This is a genomic window from Parabacteroides faecalis (assembly GCF_022809355.1).
Classification (GTDB): Bacteria; Bacteroidota; Bacteroidia; order Bacteroidales; family Tannerellaceae; genus Parabacteroides; species Parabacteroides faecalis.
On record NZ_JAKZMM010000007.1, the window covers coordinates 1 to 23626 of the forward strand.

Annotated in this window: 17 protein-coding genes and 1 pseudogene; 16 read left to right on the plus strand and 2 right to left on the minus strand. The window is 41.9% G+C overall.

Going from position 1 to position 23626, the window contains the following annotated elements; genetic code table 11:
- Positions 1-109: 109 nt before the first annotated feature.
- The 13 genes and pseudogenes from MUN53_RS03735 to metH all read left to right on the plus strand — a co-directional run.
- Positions 110-637, plus strand: a pseudogene (locus MUN53_RS03735) (DUF2264 domain-containing protein); the annotation flags it as partial.
- 58 nt (positions 638-695) lie between these two features.
- Positions 696-1490, plus strand: a complete 795-nt coding sequence (locus MUN53_RS03740) for a gluconate 5-dehydrogenase (RefSeq protein WP_022456210.1) — start codon at positions 696-698, stop codon at positions 1488-1490.
- Between the two features lie 20 nt (positions 1491-1510).
- Complete coding sequence (locus MUN53_RS03745; RefSeq protein WP_243323479.1) at positions 1511-2761, plus strand: DUF4861 domain-containing protein; 1251 nt, start codon at positions 1511-1513, stop codon at positions 2759-2761.
- Position 2762: 1 nt separating this feature from the next.
- Positions 2763-4148: a PTS galactitol transporter subunit IIC gene (locus MUN53_RS03750; RefSeq protein WP_243323480.1), complete on the plus strand. Its 1386-nt coding sequence runs from the start codon at positions 2763-2765 to the stop codon at positions 4146-4148.
- Between the two features lie 28 nt (positions 4149-4176).
- Positions 4177-5100 (plus strand): 5-dehydro-4-deoxy-D-glucuronate isomerase, encoded by a 924-nt coding sequence (gene kduI / locus MUN53_RS03755; RefSeq protein WP_022456206.1) that lies wholly within the window; start codon positions 4177-4179, stop codon positions 5098-5100.
- A 97-nt stretch (positions 5101-5197) separates the two neighbouring features.
- A complete protein-coding gene (locus MUN53_RS03760) occupies positions 5198-6676 on the plus strand; it encodes a glycoside hydrolase family 10 protein (RefSeq protein WP_243323481.1) in 1479 nt (492 codons plus the stop codon).
- Between the two features lie 327 nt (positions 6677-7003).
- Positions 7004-7534, plus strand: a complete 531-nt coding sequence (locus MUN53_RS03765; protein WP_022456204.1) for an RNA polymerase sigma factor — start codon at positions 7004-7006, stop codon at positions 7532-7534.
- On the plus strand, positions 7531-8781 hold the full coding sequence (locus MUN53_RS03770; protein WP_243323485.1) for a porin family protein: 1251 nt from the start codon (positions 7531-7533) through the stop codon (positions 8779-8781). The genes MUN53_RS03765 and MUN53_RS03770 overlap by 4 nt, the downstream gene beginning before the upstream one ends.
- Before the next feature lie 24 nt (positions 8782-8805).
- Positions 8806-9591: a BFO_2992 family lipoprotein gene (locus tag MUN53_RS03775; RefSeq protein ID WP_243323487.1), complete on the plus strand. Its 786-nt coding sequence runs from the start codon at positions 8806-8808 to the stop codon at positions 9589-9591.
- Between the two features lie 119 nt (positions 9592-9710).
- Entirely contained in the window at positions 9711-10499 is a 789-nt protein-coding gene (locus tag MUN53_RS03780) for a BFO_2992 family lipoprotein (RefSeq protein WP_243323489.1), read from the plus strand.
- A 19-nt stretch (positions 10500-10518) separates the two neighbouring features.
- Positions 10519-11106, plus strand: a complete 588-nt coding sequence (locus MUN53_RS03785; protein ID WP_243323491.1) for a hypothetical protein — start codon at positions 10519-10521, stop codon at positions 11104-11106.
- A 15-nt stretch (positions 11107-11121) separates the two neighbouring features.
- Positions 11122-11583: an SsrA-binding protein SmpB gene (gene smpB, locus MUN53_RS03790; protein ID WP_022456199.1), complete on the plus strand. Its 462-nt coding sequence runs from the start codon at positions 11122-11124 to the stop codon at positions 11581-11583.
- 70 nt (positions 11584-11653) lie between these two features.
- On the plus strand, positions 11654-15343 hold the full coding sequence (gene metH, locus MUN53_RS03795; protein ID WP_243323493.1) for a methionine synthase: 3690 nt from the start codon (positions 11654-11656) through the stop codon (positions 15341-15343).
- 96 nt (positions 15344-15439) lie between these two features.
- Here the strand turns inward: metH and MUN53_RS03800 are convergent, their stop codons facing one another.
- Positions 15440-16810: a Gfo/Idh/MocA family protein gene (locus tag MUN53_RS03800; RefSeq protein WP_243323495.1), complete on the minus strand. Its 1371-nt coding sequence runs from the start codon at positions 16808-16810 to the stop codon at positions 15440-15442.
- A gap of 133 nt (positions 16811-16943) precedes the next feature.
- On the opposite strand from MUN53_RS03800, the gene MUN53_RS03805 reads away from it, so the two are divergent.
- The 3 genes from MUN53_RS03805 (at position 16944) to MUN53_RS03815 (ending at position 21676) form a co-directional block, all read left to right on the plus strand.
- Positions 16944-18143 carry a C1 family peptidase gene (locus tag MUN53_RS03805; protein WP_243323496.1) on the plus strand — a complete coding sequence of 400 codons (1200 nt, stop codon included), beginning with the start codon at positions 16944-16946 and terminating at the stop codon, positions 18141-18143.
- Between the two features lie 457 nt (positions 18144-18600).
- The gene (locus tag MUN53_RS03810) at positions 18601-20829 is read left to right on the plus strand and encodes a S9 family peptidase (RefSeq protein ID WP_243323497.1); all 2229 of its coding nucleotides are present in this window, start codon (positions 18601-18603) and stop codon (positions 20827-20829) included.
- Between the two features lie 49 nt (positions 20830-20878).
- On the plus strand, positions 20879-21676 hold the full coding sequence (locus tag MUN53_RS03815; protein WP_243323498.1) for a M48 family metallopeptidase: 798 nt from the start codon (positions 20879-20881) through the stop codon (positions 21674-21676).
- Positions 21677-21701: 25 nt separating this feature from the next.
- On the opposite strand, the gene MUN53_RS03820 is transcribed toward MUN53_RS03815, so the two are convergent.
- Positions 21702-23495 (minus strand): MutS family DNA mismatch repair protein, encoded by a 1794-nt coding sequence (locus MUN53_RS03820; protein WP_243323499.1) that lies wholly within the window; start codon positions 23493-23495, stop codon positions 21702-21704.
- Between the last annotated feature and the right edge of the window lie 131 nt (positions 23496-23626).

The following is a 23626-nucleotide window of genomic DNA, read 5'->3' on the forward strand; positions in this document are numbered from 1 at the left end:
TAGCTTTATTGTAAATTAATAGTTTGATCACTTCTAATCTACTAATAATCAGCGATAAGCACAACCTTTTATACATATTTATTTTATCAATTTAATTCCGCCAACGGGTAATAGTTTTGTGATCCATCCGATGTTAACAGATGTATTACGTATCATGAAGAAACATCAGATTGAAGGAGCAGATTTCTTGGAAACCCAAGAAACGCGTCTAGCTCGTTATGCCGAGCAATTGGAACGCTTTATCTCTCCCGAAGGAACTTTTCCTGTTGTTGGTCGTTCCATTGTTTATCGTTTCGGGGCTTTTCATGCATTGGCACAAGCTTCATTGTTGCATCTACTTCCAAAAGGAATTACACCGGCACAAGTACGTTGTGCATTGACAGCTGTTATCCAACGCCAGCTTAAATCTCCATCTAATTTTGATGCGAAAGGATGGATTCGGGTTGGTTTCACTGGAAGTCAGATGAAGATATCCGAGTCATATATAAACAATGGTAGTGCTTATCTTTGTTCAGTTGGGCTACTTGCTTTGGGACTGCCTCCAACTGATCCTTTCTGGAGTGATCCTTATACCGAATGGACCAACCTGAAGGCTTGGAATGGCATTGATGTCCCGGCTGACCATGCGTTGGAGTAAGAATTGGATATTTAGGATAGTGTAATAGAATAAAGTATAATAAAAACGAATAAACAATATGGTAAACTTTTCATTAGAAGGAAAAATTGCACTGGTAACAGGTGCTTCTTATGGTATTGGTTTTGCAATTGCAACGGGCTTTGCTCAAGCTGGTGCAACAATCGTGTTTAACGATATTAAGCAGGAATTGGTTGATAAAGGTCTGGCAGCTTACAAAGAATTGGGGATTAATGCGCACGGATATGTATGTGATGTGACAGACGAGAAGGCGGTTAATGCTTTTATTGCTCAAATCGAGAAGGAAATAGGTACAATTGATATTTTAGTCAATAATGCTGGTATTATCAAACGGATTCCGATGTGCGAGATGTCGGCAGCAGAGTTCCGTCAGGTTATTGATGTCGATTTGAATGCTCCTTTTATTGTTTCGAAGGCTGTCATTCCGGGGATGATCAAGAAAGGCCATGGAAAGATCATCAATATTTGTTCGATGATGAGTGAACTGGGACGTGAAACGGTCTCTGCTTATGCTGCTGCTAAAGGTGGTCTTAAGATGCTTACTCGTAATATCGCTTCTGAATATGGTGAATATAATATCCAATGTAACGGTATCGGCCCGGGTTATATTGCTACTCCGCAGACAGCTCCGCTTCGGGAAAAGCAACCTGATGGTACGCCTCATCCTTTTGATTCATTCATTATTGCTAAGACACCAGCTGCTCGTTGGGGAACACCTGAAGATTTGATGGGACCGGCTATTTTCTTGGCATCTGATGCTTCCAACTTTGTGAATGGGCATGTACTATATGTAGATGGCGGTATTTTGGCTTATATTGGTAAACAACCTAAATGATAAAAATACCTTTTGTTGATATGTGGATGAAGAATACGTTGGTAATCTGTGCATGTATCCTGGGTTTGGTTACTGGATGTTCCCAAACAAAGGATAGGCAGATTATAACGATAACAAATCATCTGGATCTGCCTCGAACGGAAGAATTAGTGGAGATTCCATTGAAGGAACTACATCGTTCAATGTTGGCAGAAGATAAGACATGGGTGGTACTTGATTCGGAAGGGAATCAAGTACCTTATCAGATTACGTATGACAGTTTGTTGATATTTCCTGTTCGTATAGCGGAAAAAGGAACAGCAGAATATACTGTCGCCAAAGGAATTCCTGCTCCATCAGACACTATTTGTTGCGGGCGATGCTATCCGGAACGGTTGGATGATATTGCATGGGAAAATGATAAGGCGGCTTATCGGGTGTATGGACCTGCGTTACAGCGTAGCGGAGAACGGGGTTTTGGTTATGATATCCTGACAAAAAGTGTCTCTTATCCGGTTTTGGAAGGGCGTTACCGGAAGGAATTGGATCCATTGGCCAGAAAACAAATGAAGGAATTACGGGAATCGGGTAAGCATCATGAGGCGGATAGTATCGGAAGAGCTATTTCTTATCATATTGACCATGGAAATGGAATGGATTGTTATAGTGTCGGACCTACTTTGGGCGGAGGAACTTCGGCTTTACTTGTTGACTCTTCTCTTGTTTATCCTTATTGTTATAGGGAATATCAGATATTGGATAATGGTCCGTTACGCTTTACAGTCCGGCTGGAGTTTAATCCATTAACAGTTGCTTCTGATTCGAACGTCATTGAAACACGAGTGATTTCGTTGGACAAAGGTTCTTATTTGAATAAGACGATTCTTTCTTATCAGCATTTATCAGAACCATGTCAGTTGGCAACAGGTATTGTTGTTCATCCACAAAATCCGGACGGTGCTTGGATAGGAAAAGACCGGGCTATCATTGCTTATGCTGATTCTACCGATCGGGTCAATGCCGGAAATGGAGTTATTCATGTGGGAGCTTTATTGACTAAGAGTCCTTTATGGAAAGGTGTTCGCTGGTTCAATGAGCAGGAAAAGCAATTTTCTCCGGGAGCATTGGGACATGTGATGATGATTTCAGACTATAAACCGGGTAAGCCGCTGGTTTATTATTGGGGTAGTTCATGGAGTAAGAGCGGTTTCAGTACGCAAGAAGAATGGGTGAACTATTTGGAAGATTATGATAAGTTTCTTTCTTCTCCTTTAGAGATAAGTATAAAGTGAAATGGAACAGGTATTTGGTTATATTATAGGATTAGGTGCGGCTGTAATGATGCCGATCATTTTTACAGTCCTTGGACTTTGTATAGGTATCAAACTGGGAAAAGCATTAAAGAGTGGTCTGCTGGTGGGTGTCGGTTTTGTCGGCTTGTCGGTAGTTACAGCCTTGCTGACGGATAGTTTGGGAGAACCCTTGAAAAAGGTAACGGAGATCTACGGATTGAGTTTAGGTATCTTTGATATGGGATGGCCGGCAGCAGCGTCGGTAGCTTATAATACATCGGTGGGTGCTTTTATTATTCCGGTTTGCTTGTTGGTAAATGTCATTATGTTGTTAACCCGGACGACGAAGACGGTTAATATCGATTTATGGAATTACTGGCATTTTGCTTTTATCGGGGCGGTTGTATATTTTGCCTCCGGCCATATTGGATGGGGATTCTTTGCTGCGATTGTTTGTTATATCATAACGTTAGTCATGGCTGATTTGACAAGCAAACAGTTTCAGCGTTATTATGACAAGATGGAAGGTATTTCTATTCCACAGCCTTTCTGTCAGGGATTTGTTCCTTTTGCGGTAGTGATTAATAAAGGATTGGATGCTATTCCAGGCTTCGATAAGTTGAATATTGATGCCGAAGGTATGAAGAAGAAGTTTGGTATCATGGGTGAACCTTTGTTCTTGGGTGTCATTGTTGGTTGCGGAATCGGTATTTTGTCTTGTGAAAACTGGAAACAGGTCATTGATAAGATTCCTTTTATCTTGGGTTTGGGTATAAAGATGGGAGCAGTGATGGAACTGATCCCTCGAATTACGTCTTTGTTTATTGAAGGTTTGCGCCCGATATCGGATGCCACCCGTGAAATGATTGCCCGTAAGTTCAAGAATAGTGCGGAATTGAATATCGGGATGAGTCCAGCTTTGGTGATTGGTCATCCAACTACGCTGGTTGTTTCCCTGCTTCTGATCCCGACTATTTTATTCCTGTCGGTGGTTCTTCCCGAAAATCAGTTCCTTCCTTTGGCTTCTCTGGCCGGAATGTTTTATCTCTTCCCGGTTGTCCTTCCTATTACGAAAGGGAATGTGCTGAAAACATTTATTATTGGTTTGGTAGCATTGATTGTAGGTCTTTATTTTGTAACCGATTTGGCACCTTATTTTACGCAGGCAGCTACAGACGTATATGCAAAGACCGGTGATACAGCGGTAAAGATTCCGGAAGGTTTCCAAGGCGGAGCACTCGATTTCGCTTCTAGTCTGTTCTCTTGGGTAATATTTCATTTGGTTTATAACCTGAAGATAGTCGGGGCTGTTGTCCTTGTACTGTTTACTTTGGCTTTGGCTTTTTATAACCGTACGCGTATTATCCGGGAGAGTAAGAATAAATAAGAATTTAGTTATATAATAAATGTAAGGAATGAAAAATAAAGTTTTAGCAATGATGATTGGTATAACAGCTGCGTTGACAACCAATGCGCAAGTGAATTATCGGATGCAGACAGCTTGTCATCCGGAAGATGTTAAGACGTATACGACCGAAAAGCTTCGTGAACGGTTTGTGATGGAAAAAGTCTTGAGTGAAGATGCCATTCATTTGACTTATTCGATGTATGATCGTTTGATCTTTGGTGGTGCTATGCCAGTACAAAAGGAATTGGTCCTGGAGACCATTGATCCGTTGAAAGCTCCTTATTTCTTGTTTTCCCGGGAACTGGGTGTGATTAATATCGGTGGTGATGGTATTGTAACGGTTGATGGTAAAGAATATGCCTTGAAGTTTAAAGAGGCTTTGTATGTTGGACGTGGAAACCAAAAGGTAACGTTCAAGAGTGTTGATCCTTCTAAACCAGCCAAGTTCTACTTGAATTCTGCTCCGGCTCATAAGGAATATAAAACCCAATGGATTACGATTGATGGCCGAAAAGGTTCGTTGAAAGCGAACAGCATGCCGGCCGGAAAGATGGAAGAAAGTAATGACCGGGTAATCAATCAGCTGATTGTAAAGAACGTATTGGAAGAAGGACCTTGCCAATTGCAAATGGGACTGACGGAATTGAAGCCGGGCAGTGTATGGAATACAATGCCTGCCCATACGCATAGCCGTCGTGTTGAAGCTTATTTCTACTTTAATGTACCGGAAGGGAATATGATTTGTCACCTGATGGGCGAGCCTCAGCAGCAGCGTTTGTTATGGTTGGCCAACGAACAGGCTGTTATGTCTCCGGAATGGTCTATCCATGCAGCAGCCGGAACCAGCAATTATATGTTCATTTGGGGAATGGCCGGCGAGAATTTAGATTATAATGATATGGATAAAATTCCTTATACTGAAATGAAATAAATTCGCCCCTTGCTTTAATTGTGCGGTTTTATCCCTAATTTATAAAGAGAAACAGGCAACATTTTGTATTTTTGTCCGATTTTTATAGCAGATGAGGATGAAAAAAAGACTTGTTGTCCTGTTTTTATTTTGTGTTTCCTGGCTGTTGCAAGCAGCCGATTCGCCTAAACACGAGATTCGTGCGGTATGGCTGACGACCGTTTATGGTTTGGATTGGCCTCGTTTTACTGCAAATTCCGAACATTCTCGGAAAGCCCAGCAAAAGGCCGTCTGTGATATGCTCGATCGTTTACAGGATGCTAATTTCAATACCGTATTCTTTCAGGTTCGTTTGCGGGGAGATGTGGCTTATCGTTCTGCCATCGAACCGATGTCGTATGTCTTTTCCGGAAAAGAAGGTGTTTCTCCGGGGTATGATCCATTGGCTTATGTGATAAAAGAATGTCATCAGCGAGGAATGGAATGTCATGCTTGGTTTGTTACTTTTCCGTTGGGTACGGATGAGTTTGTCAGGAAATTAGGAAAGAAGTCTGTCGTGAAGCGCCATCCGGAACTCTGCAAGAAGCACAAAGGAGAGTGGTATTTGGATCCCGGTATTCCCGGAACGACTGATTACATCTTGTCGTTGGTGCGCGAGATTGTTTCGAATTATGATATTGACGGTATTCACTTTGACTATATCCGCTATCCGGAATCTGCCAATTCTTTCCCAGATAAGAGTGTTTATCGTAAATACGGACGGAAGAAAGATTTATATCAATGGCGCCGAGATAATATCAACCGGATGGTTCATCGGATTTATGACTGGGTGAAATCGGCTAAACCTTGGGTACAGGTAAGTAGTTCTCCGTTGGGAAAATACAGCCGGATTCCGGAAGTTCCCAATGCGGGTTGGACTGCCTACGAGAGTGTTTACCAGGATCCGAAGCAATGGATGCAGGATGGGAAACAAGACATGGTGGTTCCTATGATGTATTATTTGCATAAAAATTTCTTCCCGTTTGTGGATAATTGGGTAGAAAACAGCAATGGCCGACTGATTGTTCCGGGTTTGGGCGCATACCGGCTTGAGAAAGAAGAAGCCGACTGGGCTTTGACGGATATTACCGACCAGATTGATTACTGCCGTTATTATGGTACGGCCGGTTGCACCTTCTTCCGCTGTCTGAATGTCCTTTCGAATGAAAAAGGCATATACGACGAATTGAAAAACCATTACTATCAATACCCAGCCTTATTGCCTCCGCTGACGTGGTTGTGCGATTCACTTCCGCAGTCTCCTGCCGAGATCTGGGTTGAACGCTTGGAGGGAGAACTGAAGTTAAGTTGGGAGAAACCCGCTTCTGAAAAACAAGATTTGACTTATACCGTTTATTATTCCTTGACTGATACGATGAACACCGACAAGCCTCAGCATATTTTGGCGACAGGTATCCGAGGAACAGAATTGTATCTGCCTGTACAGTCCAATCGGGAACAGGGATATTTGTTTGTAGTAACGGCTTCCAACCGGTATCATCTGGAGGGAAAACCTTCCAGAGAAACGTATTATTATTACTCGAAATACGAAAAATAGCTTTTACATTCATGACCAAATAGTTAAATCTTCGTATCCTTTTATATTTTTGACAGATGTGCTAAAGCTTTTCCATATATGTGCTAAAGCTTTTTGACGGATATGGAAAAGCTTTTCGACAGCTGTCAAACAATTAAAAGATAGCAGGTATAAATTTTCAATTGAAAGGAAAAGGATATTCAGATAAATGGACTTATCTTTGCGGCGATAAAAAAGTTCTCTTTTTTATTAAAAAGAATGCAGCGTTTTATTAATTAATTTCATCATTCTAAATGTTGGTTCCTGTATTAATAAGGATGAACTACGTGTGAATGAAGGTGTGTGAGGATGGACGAACAACAACTGATAGCGGGTTGCAAAAGCGAAAATCGATTGGCTCAACGGGAGTTATATGAGAAATATGCTCGTAGAATGCTGGCGGTGTGCTTGCGCTATGTCAATGATATGGAGACAGCCCGCGATTTATTGCAGGATGGTTTCGTCCGGGTGTTTACGAACATTCATTCTTATACTGGATCCGGTTCGTTTGAAGGCTGGCTTCGAAAGATATTCGTAAATGGTGCTTTGGAATATTTGCGGAAGTCGGATGTCTTGCGCGAATCAACAGATTTGGAAAACTCGGCGGAATTAGTACAGCCGGATAGTTCCGCCATAGAGAATTTGTCGGCTGCAGAATTGATGAAAGTGATACAGGAATTGCCTGCGGGCTTTAGGACTGTATTCAACATGTTTGCCATAGAAGGGTATTCGCATAAGGAAATTAGTGAGATATTGGGTATTACAGAAAGTACATCACGCTCACAATTTACGCGGGCGAGGCAACTATTGCAGAAACGCATAAAAGAATTGTACAAATGAAGAAGGGAGATCGGGATAATATAGATGATTTGTTTCGTTCGAAGTTATATGACTTTGAAGTGGAAACAGCACCGGAAGACTGGGATGCGATCGAAAAGAGTTTGACTCGTCCTTCCATTCCTTTCTATCGGAAATATAAATACCAGTGGATGGCTGCGGCTGCTGTGGCGGCCTTGTTGGTTCTATCTTTCGGTATTCCTTGGAACAGCCAGGAAGAAGAACTGGTAAAAATAGCCCAGGAGGTTAAACAAGAAGCCGAGAAGCAAATGAACGATAACGAGTGGGTGGCTGCTGTAACAGAAAATCAGGAAGCTGTTGCTGAAGAGGAAGAGAAACCTAAACAGCGTTCGTTGCGTCCGCGTCTCTTGTCGGTCAATGCGCGGGCAAATAATGTTCCGGCCGTCAAGGTTTCTTCGGAAGTTCCGGTTGATGAGGTGGTAACGGAAGACATTCATGAAGATAATATAGAAGAACAAGACGAGGTATCGCCTGTTGTTCAAGCTGAAGAACAAATTATAGAAGAAGTACAACCCGTACAGACCAGAACGGTTGTAGAGAAGGAAGAAAAGCCAACGAAGGCTGAACCGAAGCCACGTAAATGGGGATTCGGTATGGGAGCCGGAAGTCTTTCGGCTGGAAACAACAGTTCTGTCAATGCCTTTGCATTGAGAAGTTCAGCTGTAACCAACGAATATCTGTCGTTGATGAATGCTTCTTCGTTTGAACAGCTTCCAAAGACAGATGTAAAACATAAGATGCCTTTGTCTTTCGGTCTTTCGGCAAGCCGGTATTTAACAGACAGATGGTCGTTGCAGGCCGGATTGTCTTATTCGTATCTGGTTTCGGAATGGACAACCAATAAGACTTATCGGGCAGAGTCGGAACAGCGTTTGCATTTCTTGGGTGTTCCGGTTGCTGTGACGTATAAGATAGCGGAATGGAACCGATTTATGTTTTATGCTTCGGCTGGCGGACAAGTGGAGCTGAATGTTGCGGGAAAGGTTTGTACGGATTTGTATTCGCCTGTTGAAAAACTGAAATCAGTGACAGAGAAAGAACGTATGAAAGAGCCTTATTTCTCTGTGAATGCAAGAGTAGGCGTCAGTTATCCGATCATCCGCTTCTTGAGTGCTTATGCGGAAGTAGGAGCTGATTATTATTTTGACAACGGAAGCGATGTAGAAACAATTCATTCAGAAAAGCCTTTTTATGTCGGTCTGCAATTAGGTTTTCGTTTTGGATTTTAATAGAAGAACTAATAATAAATTGAAATGAAAAAATTAAACTTTTTAGCGGCAGCTTTGGTATCTGCCATGACTTTGTTTACTTCCTGTTTAGGAAATGGTGGGAACTCTGCGGAATTTTCTGCTACGGGAATTGTCTTTTTGAATGATAAGGCCGGTTTTAAGCAGATGGTAGATGTGGGAAGTGCTTATTTGTATATTCCACAGTTGGAAACAGCAGAATATGGTGAAGGTGATTGTGTAGCTGTCGGCGTACATGTAGACTATAATTCTCCAGAGAATGCTAATTGGGGAACAACTGGTTATTTGACAGCCTCTTTGACAGGACAGCCTTCTGTAATAGATCAATATCGTGCTTCATTTATTACTTCAGAAGCAGATACAACATTGATTCTGGCAAACGAAATCCCATTGGTAAGTGCATTCCAGGCAAGTATGTTCAATAACTATGTTCGTGGTTGGTTGATTTTCCCTTCAACAGCAAAGTTTGGAAGCAAGCAGACATTGACATTCAAGATGATGTATCCGCGTGAATTAAAAGCGGAAGAAATCAATGGCAAACGGTATTATAACTTGTATCTGCGTGCTATGGCAAAAGGTGATGATACAGGAGCTTCCAATTCATCTATCATCAATGCCTATTATTTGAAAGATGTGATTGATCGTGCTAATGCAATAGAAAAGGCAGAGGATCACGATAGTTATTATCTGAAGTTCAACTTCGTCAGTGAGATCGACAAAGACAACAATAAGCTGACTTGGGATTATGAAGAAGCCCAAATGGCTGTAACGGATGATAGTTCATCTATGTAATCGTCCTTCATTAGGATATAGGAAAGTCGTATGGGTAGGAGTTTTTCTCTGCCAATACGACTTTTTTCTTTCTTTTTATTACCTTTGCCCCCTATAACGAAAAGATTAAAAGGTAGGTTATGATCAAGATAAGATATGCGGTTTTCACTCTTTTGACTTTGATGCTCTTGTCCTGCATGGGAGAAAGTGGTGACGTATATATCTATGGCTCCCAAGCTGGAGTTGTCCGTTTGACGCCGGAAAAAGTAATTTCCTTGCGTTCGGGTGTTCAAGTTACTTCCTCCGAATTTCAGAACCAGCAGGTAGAAGATGGCGATTGTTGTTTGGTGGATTATAAAGTGAACTTTTCTGCTTCAGAAAACAAAGATGCCAATCTTTATCAGGTTGATATATTAAACTATCTTCCCGTAAAAAGCTGGCCTCTGAATAGTACGCCTGATACATTGGCTGTTCGTTGGGATGAATCTTATTTGGATATCTCGATCGAGAGCGGAATTTATGTGGATGGGTATTTCTTCCTGTATCCGGAATATAAGAAATATTACCAGACACAGAAGGATTCGTTTTCTATTTCATACGATCCGCTTCAGGAACCTGTTTGGGATGAGATTACAGGCCAACGTTGTCTGCAGTTATATCTTCGCTCCACTTCTTCCTATCAGACAGGCGATACGGTGTTTACTACATCAACGGTAGTTCCTCAGGCTTTTCATATCCAGGAGTTTATTGATAATGCCATTCAAAAAGGTTATGTCAGTGGTGATTCGTTGAATTTCCGCTTGGTTTATCCTGAGTATTTTTCAGAAGAAAGCGCCGTATATAGTTGGAAGTATTCGGACATTTATACAATTTTGATGGATAAATATCCGGATAATTTGCAAAACGCAGCTAATATATTAAATTTGTAATTGAAAAGATTGAGAGTATATGTATAAGGAAATCGTAAAATTAGTGATAATGATGATTTCTCAACCGACAAAAACCTGGAAGATGTTGCAGGAACGTCGGGAGAAAGACGAGCAAGAGACAGGTTCTATCCGATATGAAGCTTTTCAAAGTGATTATTTATATCCATTTATCGGAATTCTGACGGTAGCAGCTTTCTTCAGTGTCTGCACACGTCAGGAATTTGATATCGAGCAGGCATTAAAATCTGCCATTGTCACGTTTGTTTCTACTTTTGGTGGTTTTTATTTGGCTTCCTATTTGTTGAATGAGTTATGGCAAGGCTTTTTCAAGAAAGAAAAGAATTTACCGTTATGCCAGATGTTTGTGGGTTTTTCTTCGGTGTTAATGTTTACGTTGGATATTGTCTGGATGCTTTTGCCTGATTTCTTTTTCTTATATATCTTTATCGTCTATACGTTTTATATTGTATGGGAAGGCTCAACAGTCTTTATGCAGATAGAAGAAGCAGCACAGATGAAATTTACGGTCTTTGCATCCGTGCTGATTATCGCTATGCCGCATTTGATAGAGAAAGTATTGATCTTGTTGATGCCTGGGTTACGTTAAATAAAAAGGAATATTATGAAGGAAAAGTTCGAAAAGAATATTTCTATAAAAAACAAACGTGCCTCTTTCGATTATGAATTATTGGATACGTTTACGGCAGGTATTGTCTTGACCGGAACTGAGATCAAATCAATCCGGCAAGGGAAAGCAAGTTTGGTAGATACATTCTGCATTGTGGATAAAGGTGAGCTGTGGGTAAAGAATATGTATATTGCCGAATACTTCTATGGTACTTACAATAACCATAATGCCCGTCGGGACCGGAAGTTGCTTTTACAGAAGAAGGAAATCCGAAAGATTGCGGGAGCTATCAAGGCTAGCGGCTTTACCATAGTTCCGACGCGTTTGTTTATTAATGATAAAGGATTGGCCAAACTGATTGTTGCCATAGCCCGAGGAAAGAAAGAATATGATAAACGGGATTCGATCAAGGAACGAGACGACAAACGGGAAATGGCTCGGGCATTCAGGCATTGACAAGGCGTCAATGCTTTTTTTGCATTAAGAAGAATTTGACCAATAACGAAGATAATTATGACTATATAATATGAATAAGGAAACCTTTTTGAATCTTCTGCAAGAACGCATTCTTCTATTAGATGGAGGGATGGGTACAATGATCCAAGGGTATCATTTGACGGAGGCCGATTATCGGGGAGAACGCTTCGCTTCGTTTCCTGGCATGTTGAAAGGAAACAATGACTTGTTGAGTATCACACGTCCGGATGTAATTCGGGATATTCACCGACAGTATTTGGATGCAGGAGCGGATATCTTCACAACAAACACATTTAATGCCAATGCCATTTCGATGGAAGATTATGGCATGAGTAATTACGTGCGGGAAATGAATTTGGCTTCGGCTCGTTTGGGACGGGAACTGGCGGATTCATATATGAAGGAATATCCTGAAAAGACAATCTTTGTTGCAGGTTCGGTAGGACCGACCAACAAGACTGCATCTATGAGTCCGGATGTCAGTAATCCGGCTTATCGGGCAGTTACTTACCGGGATTTGTATGCTGCTTATAAGGAACAGGTGGAAGCGTTGGTAGATGGCGGGGTTGATATTATTTTGTTCGAGACAACTTTTGATACGCTAAACGCCAAAGCCGGACTGGAAGCTGCAGAGGTCGTTCTGAAGGAAAAGGGGGTTGATTTGCCAATCATGCTTTCCTTAACCTTGGCTGGTCAGGGCGGACGTACATTGTCCGGACAAACATTGAAGGCTTTTCTGGCTTCCGTACAGCATACACATATTGTCAGTGTCGGGTTGAACTGTTCTTTCGGAGCAGCCGATATGAAACCTTATCTGGAAGAATTGGCAAGAGTGGCTCCTTATTATATTAGTGCTTATCCGAATGCGGGATTACCAAACAGTTTGGGTGGTTATGATGAAACACCGGAAACGATGGCCGAGCACGTGAAACCTTTTGTGGATGAAGGTTTGGTAAATATTCTCGGTGGCTGTTGTGGTACGACACCGGCGCATATAGCGAAATATCCGGCTTTGATTGCCGGAGCCAAGCCTCATGTGCCTGCTCCCCAATCGGATTGTTTATGGTTATCCGGATTGGAATTATTGGAAGTTAAACCGGAAAATAACTTTGTCAATGTGGGCGAACGCTGTAACGTAGCAGGTTCACGCAAGTTTCTTCGCCTGATCAAGGAAAAGAATTATGAGGAAGCTTTGAGCATTGCCCGGAAGCAGGTGGAAGACGGAGCTCAGGTGATTGATATTAATATGGATGACGGGTTGTTGGATGCAGAAAAGGAAATGGTTACTTTCCTGAATCTGATTGCTGCGGAACCTGATATTGCCCGGGTACCAGTAATGATCGACTCATCCAAATGGGCCGTTATCGAAAGTGGTTTGATGTGTGTACAAGGAAAGAGCATTGTCAATTCAATCTCTTTGAAAGAAGGAGAAGAAAACTTCTTGCAACATGCACGTCGTATCCAGCAGTTGGGAGCAGCTACGGTTGTGATGGCTTTCGATGAAAAGGGACAGGCTGATACGTTTGAACGGAAAATAGAAGTCTGCCAGCGGGCTTATCAATTGCTTTTAGGTATCGGATTTAATCCGAACGATATAATCTTTGATCCGAATGTTTTGGCAATAGCCACCGGAATGGAAGAGCATAACCGCTATGCCCTTGATTTTATCCGGGCGGTTGACTGGATCAAACACAATCTTCCAGGAGCGAAAGTGAGTGGCGGTATCAGTAATCTGTCGTTCTCTTTCCGTGGAAATAATTACGTACGAGAAGCCATGCATGCCGTATTTTTATATCATGCGATAGCAAAGGGTATGGACATGGGTATTGTTAATCCTTCCACATTCGTATTGTATGAAGATATCGAACCGGAGTTCCGGAATTTATTGGAAGATGTTATCTTGTGCCGCAGACCGGAAGCTGCAGAAGAGCTGATCGCTTATGCGCAGCAGTTGCATGTGCAGACACAAGGAAACACCGAGCATCATCAGCAGGAAGCCTGGCGGACATTACCTTTGGCCGATCGTCTGGAATACGCTTTGGTAAAAGGAATCGGAGAGCATCTGGAAGAAGATTTGCAGGAAGCATTGCAAAAGTATCCTCGGGCAGTTGCTATTATTGATGGCCCTTTGATGAGTGGTATGAATAAAGTAGGTGATTTGTTTGGAGCCGGTAAGATGTTCCTGCCTCAAGTCGTCAAGACTGCTCGTACCATGAAAAAGGCAGTCGCCATTCTTCAGCCGGCTATTGAGGCTGAGAAAGAAGCCGTTTCTTCGGCAAAGGCAGGTAAGGTCGTTTTTGCTACGGTAAAAGGAGATGTACATGATATCGGAAAGAACATTGTTTCTATCGTCTTGGCTTGTAATAATTATGAGGTAATCGATTTAGGAGTGATGGTTCCAGCCGAGACCATTGTCAAGACGGTGCAGGAAGAGAAACCGGATATTCTTTGTTTGTCTGGGCTGATTACACCTTCTTTGGATGAAATGGTACATGTAGTGGATGAGATGCAGAAGGCCGGATTGCAGATTCCTATTATGGTGGGCGGTGCAACTACTTCTAAATTGCATACTGCCTTTAAGATTGCTCCACACTATGCTGGTACAGTTATCCATGTATCGGATGCTTCTCAGAATCCATTGGTAGCTGCCAAGTTGTTAAATCCAGCTACGCATGATGTCTATGTAGCAGACTTAAAGCAAGAATATCAGGCATTACGCGAGACTATGGAAGAACAACAGGCTGAATTGGTTTCGTTGCAGGAAGCCAGAAACCAATCAATCCAGTTGGATTGGTCTGCTTACCAACCAGTCGTGCCTCATCAGTTGGGTGTACATGTACTTCCTTCTATTCCTTTGCAAGAGATAATTCCTTATATTCATTGGACCTTCTTTTTCCAGGCCTGGAAATTAACAGGACGGTTTGACGAGATTTCCCGAATTTACGGATGTGATTCCTGTCGGGCAATGTGGTTGGCCGGTTTCCCGGAAAAAGACCGTGCAAAGGCGGCTGAAGCAATGCAGTTATTTAAGGATGCACAACGCTTGCTACTCCAACTTGTAAAAGAAAAGGTTGAATATTGCAAAGCGGTATATGGATTTTTCCCAGCAGTACGTAAGGGTGATGATATTTGGATTCAGGATATTCGGATACCGACATTACGGCAACAGGTAAAACGGGAAGGCGGTTATAAATCTTTAGCCGATTATATTATGCCTGAAACTGCTGGAAAGGTAGATTATATCGGTGCTTTTGCTGTCACTGGTGGTGCCGGTTATGAAAGCCTGAAGAAGAAATTTGAACAGGAAAATGATACTTACCGCATGATGTTGCTTCAGACATTAACCGATCGGTTGGCAGAAGCAACGGCAGAGTATTTGCATAAGAAGGTGCGGAAAGAATACTGGGGATATGCTCCTGAAGAACAGTTGACAATAGATGATTTGTTCAAGGTGAAATACCAAGGTATTCGTCCGGCAATTGGTTATCCTTCGTTGCCGGATCAATTATTGAACTTTGAATTGGATAAATTATTGAATCTGTCTCAAATAGGTATTCAGCTAACAGAAAACGGAGCGATGATGCCGACTGCGTCTGTCAGTGGTTTTTACTTGGCACATCCGCAAAGTGAATATTTTATGGTTGGAAAGATTGATGAAGACCAGGTGAAAGATTACGCCGTGCGTCGTGGTTTATCGGAAGAGGTAGTTCGAAAGGTGCTCAATAAAAATATCCGGTAACGGGTTTTTATTAATCGATTCAGGAAAATAGAAATCCCCGGGAAAAAGGATGACCGACTTTTTCTCGGGGATTTGTATCAATAGTGAGTTAATTCATTACATCGGAGCAGATGGATCTTTTCCTGGACGAGGAGCTTCTCCTTCATGATAATCAGGTAACGGACCGAGCTTATATTCAGTCGGACCATAGCGAAGAGTAGAAGCCATGATTTCATCCCATGTAATTCGATTACCTGTGTAAGCTGCCTCGCGACCGAGAATGGCAACTTGGGTAGAATAAGCCAAATCAAGAGCCTGATTGATTTTCTTGTTCAGTCGGATAGATTCTACCAGGTGAATATGTTCTTGGTTATATGGATTCTTGACCGGCTTGGCATCATAATCATATTTCCAGATAGTATTTCCTTGGAAATCTTCAAAGTGTATGGTGTTATTGTCGCTGAGTAAAGCTACACCTTTCGTACCGATGATGCGTTCAGAAACATTTCCTTCGCAACCGTCTATCTGACGGGCAGTACAAAACATGCGTTTGTTACCGGCATAAGTATAATCGCAGGCAAAGTTATCGTAAATATCTCCTGTCAGACGGCGTACACGTCCTCCGAATCCAGTTGCTGATTGTGGACGTTCGCCCATGAACCAGGTAACGATATCTATATTATGTACGGCTTGGTCCAAGATATGGTCACCACTGAGCCATTTGATGTTAAACCAGTTGCGGATACAGTATTCCATATCGCTCCATTCCGGACGTTTTTTCTTGTTCCACCAAGCGCCTTGATCCCAATGTGCAGAAGTGGCTACGATATCACCGATCATACCGTTTCTTACATTTACATAAGCTTCCCAATAATCACGGCGATGACGGCGCTGATTACCGGTAATAACAGTTAAACCGGCTGTTTCGGCTACTTTTGCAGCAGCAATAACAGTACGAATACCGGAAGGATCAACTGCACAAGGCTTTTCCATGAAAATGTGTTTCTTGGCTTCTACCGCAGCCTTAAACTGTTCCGGGCGGAAATGAGTAGGAGTACAAAGCAGAACAACATCAATTTCCGGCATAGCCAATACTTTCTTATACGCATCGAAGCCTAAGAAACAGTTCTCGTCGGGAACGTCGTTGTTATACTTTTCTTTTAATACTTTCCGACAAGCATCTTGTCTGTCTTTGAAAATGTCAGCCAAAGCAATGATCGAAACATTGGGGCCGGCTTCCAAAAACTGGCAGGCTGCGCCGGTTCCACGGTCTCCATTACCAATTAAAGCTGCTTTCAATGGTTTTCCGTCTGGTGCAATGTCAACGAATGAAAACATGCCCAATTCTTCAGGGGTAAATTGTTTGGCTGCAGAAGAGGCAGCATCTGTTGAGGAAGGTCCGCTACACGACGTGGTCGTTGTTGTTAATCCTAAAGGCAGGCCCGCTCCAAGTAAAAGAGAACTCGTAATGAAATTTCTTCTTTTCATAATCTGGTACGTTTTAAGGTGAATAATGATCTTGTCTGTAATACAATATGCAAATATAAAAATAAACTTGTATAATCCATACAATTTTGTATATTTGCTGTCTAAATTGTATTAATTTAATATTCATTATATCATGAAGAAATTTTTTGTATCAGCATTGATGCTGGCATTTGCGCTTTCTTCTGTTTCGGCTAAAGACAAAAAGAAGACCGAAGATGAAGGCTATGTGTTTACAACAGTAAAGGAATTAAAGATAACACCGGTTAAAAATCAGAATCGTACAGGTACATGTTGGTGTTTCTCTACGCTGGGATTCTTGGAATCAGAATTGTTGCGTATGGGTAAAGGTGAATATGACTTGTCTGAAATGTTTATTGTTAGCAAAAACTATAAGGATAAAGCAGAGAAATTTGTTCGTTTGCATGGTGAGTTGAACTATGCACAAGGTGGTTCTTTTGAAGACGTGTTGCAAGCATGGAAAGATTATGGTATTGTTCCGGAATCGGTGATGAACGGTTTGCAATACGGCGAAGACATGCACGTTCATAATGAGTTGGAAAGTGCATCTCGTGCTTACTTGGATGAAATTATCAAGAATCCGAACCGCAAACTTTCTACTGCTTGGAAAAAAGGATTTGACGGAATTATTGATGCTTATTTAGGTACAGCTCCGGAGAAGTTTACTTATAACGGAAAAGAATATACTCCGAAAAGCTTTGCGGCTGAATTAGGAATTAATCCGGATGATTATGTTTCTTTGACTTCTTATACACATCATCCGTTCTATTCTGAATTTGCTATTGAAGTACAGGACAACTGGCGTTGGGCTACTTCATACAATTTGCCGATCGATGAACTGATGCAGGTATTTGAGAATGCAATCAATACTGGATATACGATTGCTTGGGGTGCAGATGTGAGTGAAAAGGGCTTTACTCGTAATGGAATCGGTGTGATTCCTGATATCGAATCAATGGAACGTAGTGGTTCTGACCAGGATCGTTGGTTAGGTTTGAGTACTTCTGAAAAGGATGCCGAAATCAAAAAGATGATGGAGAAACCTTGCAAAGAGTTGGAAATTACGCAAGAAATGCGTCAGGAAGCTTATGATAATTATGAAACGACTGACGACCATGGAATGCAGATTTACGGTATTGCCAAAGATCAGACAGGAAAGAAGTTTTATATGATCAAGAACTCTTGGGGAACTGACAATAAATACAAAGGTACTTGGTATATCTCTGAAAACTTTGTGAAGTATAAGACGATGAATATTGTTGTTCACAAGGATGCTCTTCCTCAGGCTATCAAGGATAAACTTCATATTAAATAAGGTAAGATAATCAAGAAGGATAGTTAGGCAGTTGTTGCTTTACCTATATTAAGGGAAGGCGATAACTGCCTTTTTTATCTTCAAACACGCCGGCTTTTTCCGAAGAGCCGGCGTGTTTTGATGAAAAGCCGGCGTGTTTGGGAATAGAAACTTACGAGAATCAAAAACGAAACTCGTGAGAATCATTTCCGGTTTTCGTTGGTTTTGTTTGGAATGGTATAGGCTTTTGAAATAAAACGTATGATTTGTTTGCGGAATTATCATTCATGTCTGTTTTATTTACCTGGTTATCTGGTAGATGAAGTGATTCAAAGCCGATTTCTTGTCTGGAGAGGATAGTTAGAAGAAAATGGTTAGTGAATATAGATTTTACTTGAAAAAAGATCGTTTGAAAAGAAATTAGAACTATCTTTACGGTAGATAAAATTAAACAATAATTGACAAAAGAATAAATATCATGAAATGGACAGGATGGTTGACTGCGATACTTTTGCTGTTAGGTGGTGGATCGCAGGCGCAAGTGCAATTAAATCTGGAAGATGTTGTTGCGGGTAAGATTATTCAGACAAAAGGAATGGGAGCGATGAGCTGGCTCAAAGATGGTGAACATTACAGCCGGGTGGAAGCCAATGCAGAGCAGGGTGGTACGGATATCGTTTCTTATCGGGCGAAAGATAATGCAAGAGAAGTCTTGATTCCTGCCTCTTTGTTTGTAGATAAGGCAACCGGTAAACCGGTTCCGGTACGAAGTATTTCCTGGAGTGCTGACAATCGTAAGGTTTTGGTTTATACCAATACGCAGCGGGTTTGGAGATATGATACAAGGGGCGATTATTGGGTGTTGGATTTGTCGGATAAAAGTTTCCGTCAAATCGGAAAGGATCGTCCGGAATCTTCTTTGATGTTTGCCAAATTTTCTCCGGATGCATCCAAGGTGGCTTATGTATCAGAAAATAATATTTATGTAGAAGATCTCGCTTCTCAGTCTGTTAAGCAACTGACAACGGATGGCAGTGAAACCATTGTCAACGGAACATTCGACTGGGTGTATGAGGAAGAGTTTGCTTGCCGGGATGGTTTCCGTTGGAGTCCGGATGGTCAGTACATTGCTTATTGGCAGAGTGATACTGAAGGAACTGGAGTATTCGATATGATCAATAATGTGGATTCTTTGTATCCGAAGATTCTTCATTTCCCTTATCCGAAAGCTGGAACAACCAATTCGGCCGTAAAGGTGGGTTATGTATCGGTGAATGGTGGAGCAACAACCTGGATTGATATTCCGGGAGATCCGAGAAACAACTATATTCCACGTATGGAATTTATACCAAACAGCAACGAATTGTTTATCCAGCAGCTGAACCGTCCGCAGAATACCAATAAAGTGTGGATTGCCCAAATTGGAAGCAGTAAGCCGGAACATATTTTTACTGACGAGGATAAGGCTTGGGTTGATACGAACGATCATATCCGTTGGCTGAAAGACAATCAGTATTTTACCTGGGAAAGCGAACGGAGCGGTTGGCGTCATTTATATCGGGTGAGCCGGGATGGAAAAGATATCCAACCGATTACAGCCGGAGATTTTGATTATATCTCGACAGTGGGTATGGATATGAAGAAAGGTTTGGTTTACTTTATCGCTTCGCCTGATAACTTTACTCAGCGCTATCTGTATAGTGCCAAGTTGTTTGGTAAAGGAGAAGTAAAGCGGGAGAGTCCGATGGATGAAGCCGGTCAGCATAGTTATTCCATGTCTCCGACAGGAAAGTGGGCGGTACATACATTCAGTAACGCCGTAACACCTCCGGTAATAGATATGGTTTCTTTCCCGGGACATAAGTCGGTACGGATGATTGAAGATAATGCGGAAGCCAAAGCACAGTATCAGACTTTGGGGTTGCGTCCGAAAGAGTTTGTAAAGGCAAAGAGTGGCGACCTGATGCTCGATGTGTGCATGATCAAACCTGCCAATTTTGATCCGAATAAAAAGTATCCGGTGATTATTGAGGTCTATGGCGAACCGGCAGGATCAACGGTTCAGGATGTTTGGTCCGGTGGAGATTTATGGAATCAGTATATGGTAAATCAAGGATATATTTATGTCAGTATCGAAAACCGTGGAGCCAATGCTCCCCGAGGCCGTGAATGGCGTAAATGTATCTATGGAGAAGTCGGAACCTTTGCTTGTGAAGATCAGGCAAGAGGTATTCAGGATCTGGCCCGTCAGTATTCGTTCATTGATTTGAGTCGTATCGGTATTACCGGCTGGAGTGGTGGTGGTAGCCAGACGTTGAATTGTATGTTCCGTTATCCTTCGGTATTCCGTACGGGTATAGCCATTGCTTTTGTATCTGATCAACGCTTGTATGATACGATTTATCAGGAGCGGTATATGAATACACCTCAGAATAATCCGGAAGGATACCGGAAAGGTTCTCCGATTACGTATGCCAACGGATTGGAAGGTAATTTGTTGTTAATCCACGGAACCGGAGACGACAATGTACACTATCAGAGCTGTGAGATGCTTGTCGATAAGTTGGTAGAGTATGGTAAGATGTTTTCACAGATCAGTTACCCGATGCGTAGCCATGGAATCTATGAACGTAAAGGAACAACCTTGCATTTGCGTAAATCGATGGCTAAATACTGGCTGGAACATTTGCCGGCTGGCGGTAAATAATCTGGATGTTTTATAAAGGAGTTACTGATAAATGATCTATAATATGCATATGAAGAAGTGGATTTTATCAATGGGAGTTTTGTTTATGTTATATGGTTGCGGAAGCGTTCCGCTGACCGGACGTAAACAATTGTTGCTGGTCAGTGACCAGGAGGTCTTGTCGGCCAGCTTGACACAGTATTCAGATTATATGAAGACTGCTAAGAAATCTACATCGTCTAAGGATGCCAGTATGGTGACTCGTGTAGGGAAAAAGATTGCGGCAGCAACAGAAACCTATCTTCGCCAGAATGGTCTCGAGAGCGAAATCAAGAATTTTGCCTGGGAATTCAATCTGGTAAAAGATAATCAGGTAAATGCTTTTTGTATGCCGGGTGGAAAGATTGTTGTGTATGAAGGGTTGATGGATCTGGTTTCTTCGGATGATGAATTGGCTGTTGTAGTAGGGCATGAAGTTGCTCATGCCGTGGCTAAACATAGTAATGAGCGAATGAGCCAGCAAATCGTGGCGCAATATGGCGGAGCTATTCTGAATGCTGCTGTATCTAATAAGAGTACTGCGGTACAACAGGTCGCTGGAACGGTTTATGGTTTGGGTGCCCAATATGGTGTCATGCTTCCATTCTCCAGAAAACATGAGACGGAAGCCGACTATATGGGACTTGTTTTGATGACGATGGCTGGTTACAATCCGGATGTAGCGGTTGGCTTTTGGCAGAAAATGTCGGCTGGCTCCAGCGGGAAAGTTCCGGAATTCATGAGTACGCATCCCAGCGATGCTACTCGAATTGCTGATATTGAGAAAGCCTTGCCAAGCATCAAGGCCCAATATGGGAAGAAGAAATAACTGATAGTATGTGGGAATAACCAAGTCAGACGGTTATTCCCATTTTTTTCATTAAGAAGCAAGCGTTCATGTTTTGTGCAATTCCGGGTCGCATCCGGTAGGAAAAGCTGAGTTCGTCATTTTGGATGTCTGCTTCAAAGCAATAGTTCTTGATTTGTTCGGGAAACTCTTGTTCCAAAGTTCCCAATACCAAGTCGTGCGTAGCAATAATACCGCAGCTCTGGTTGGCTACCAATTGTTTCATTAAGGCTAATGAACCTTTTTGCTTGTCGATGGAATTGGTTCCTTTAAGGATTTCGTCCAAGATGATGAATAGCTTTTCTCCTGTTTGTAAACGGTCGATGATCATTTTCAACCGTTTTAATTCCGCAAAGAAATAGGATTCATTTTCAGACAGCGAGTCTGAAGTCCGCAGGCTGGTTACCAAATGAGCGGGATAAACAACCAGTTTCTCCGCGCAGACAGGCAAACCGGTACAAGCCAGTAAATAATTGACTCCGATAGTTCGCAGATACGTACTTTTTCCTGCCATGTTAGCTCCGGTAATAATCAGGAACCAGGGTTTCTGTGGAATATCAATATCATTGGTTACACAGATATTCGGTTTCATCAGCGGATGCCCGAGCCCTTTTCCTTGCATTTGGAAATAAGTATCTGCTATTTCGGGATAAATATACTTCGGATGGTTGAAGGCAAAGTTCCCTAACGAATAGAAAGCATCGAAGGTTCCTAGTGTTTCTATCCAGGATAACATATCGGATTGATGCTGTTGTCTCCATCTTTCTAATGCGATGGCATGGCGTATGTCCCGTAAACAAAATAGATTCAATAATACACCTGCCAGACTAAAACGTTGGTTCAATGCTCCGATATGGTGCGATAGTTGTTTCAAGGATTCGGAAGCTGAGAGGTTGTTGCGCTTAAAACACTGTTTGAGTTGTTGTAATAAGGGCGAGGAAAATTCTCTTTCCTCAATGCACTTGATGAGGTTAGCATATCCATTGAATATAAGCTCCATTTTGTCGACAGACTGATAAAGCCGGTTTACTTCTTTGGCACGCCAATAGGCAATAACAAAACTGAAGGCAGCATAAATTCCGAACCATTTCTCTGCTATGCCAGCCATGACACTTCCGATGACTAATAATATCCAGCCTGAAGGAATTATCCAAATCATGATTTTCCAAAATGAACTTTGACTGAAGAAGGATGATTCCTGGGTCAGATCTTCCATCTTATGCAGGCTGTTACTTCCCTCTTGTGTCATTTTCCCGTTGGTATAGAAACTTTGTAATTGTTCCGGCTGTTTGGATAATTCCTGGATGGCTTCTTGCCGTTGGTATATATCGTTTTTCTGGTCTAATGGTTGTTTGAGCCAAGTGGCTAATCGCTTTTTCCCTTGTACGGTGACTGTTCGGTTGATGGCTTGGAAAAGGGATTTGTTTCCGAACAGATCCAGGTCTAAAGAGAAGGAATGTTCTCCTTCGATAAATTCCGAACCACCATCAAACGCCTGATAATCGAGGTCAAGACCTTTTTGTTCATTAACTAAAAGTTCGGATTGGGTATCGATATATTTCCGTCTGAAGAATAATCGGTTGTGAAAGATCATCAATCCGATGAAAGGCAGTCCGAAAAGCAAGATAATTTCCATGATTATATACCAGCCTTCTTGATGAAATCCATACAGCATAAGCAAGGCTCCGATGACCAATAGCAATCGAATGGTTCCGATGATATGGATTTTCTGGTTTACTTGATTTTTCTCGGTAGAAAGTGTATGTATGAGTTCCTGATAATACGTTGATAGATTTTTCATTTTTCTTTTAGTCTGTTTTGAGAGAACAAATTTACAATAAAATCCAAAGTGCACAATAACGCGTACAAATGGAACACTTTTACATTTCGTCAATTTTCAGGGACGATTTTATTCTTAATAACTTTGAGGCC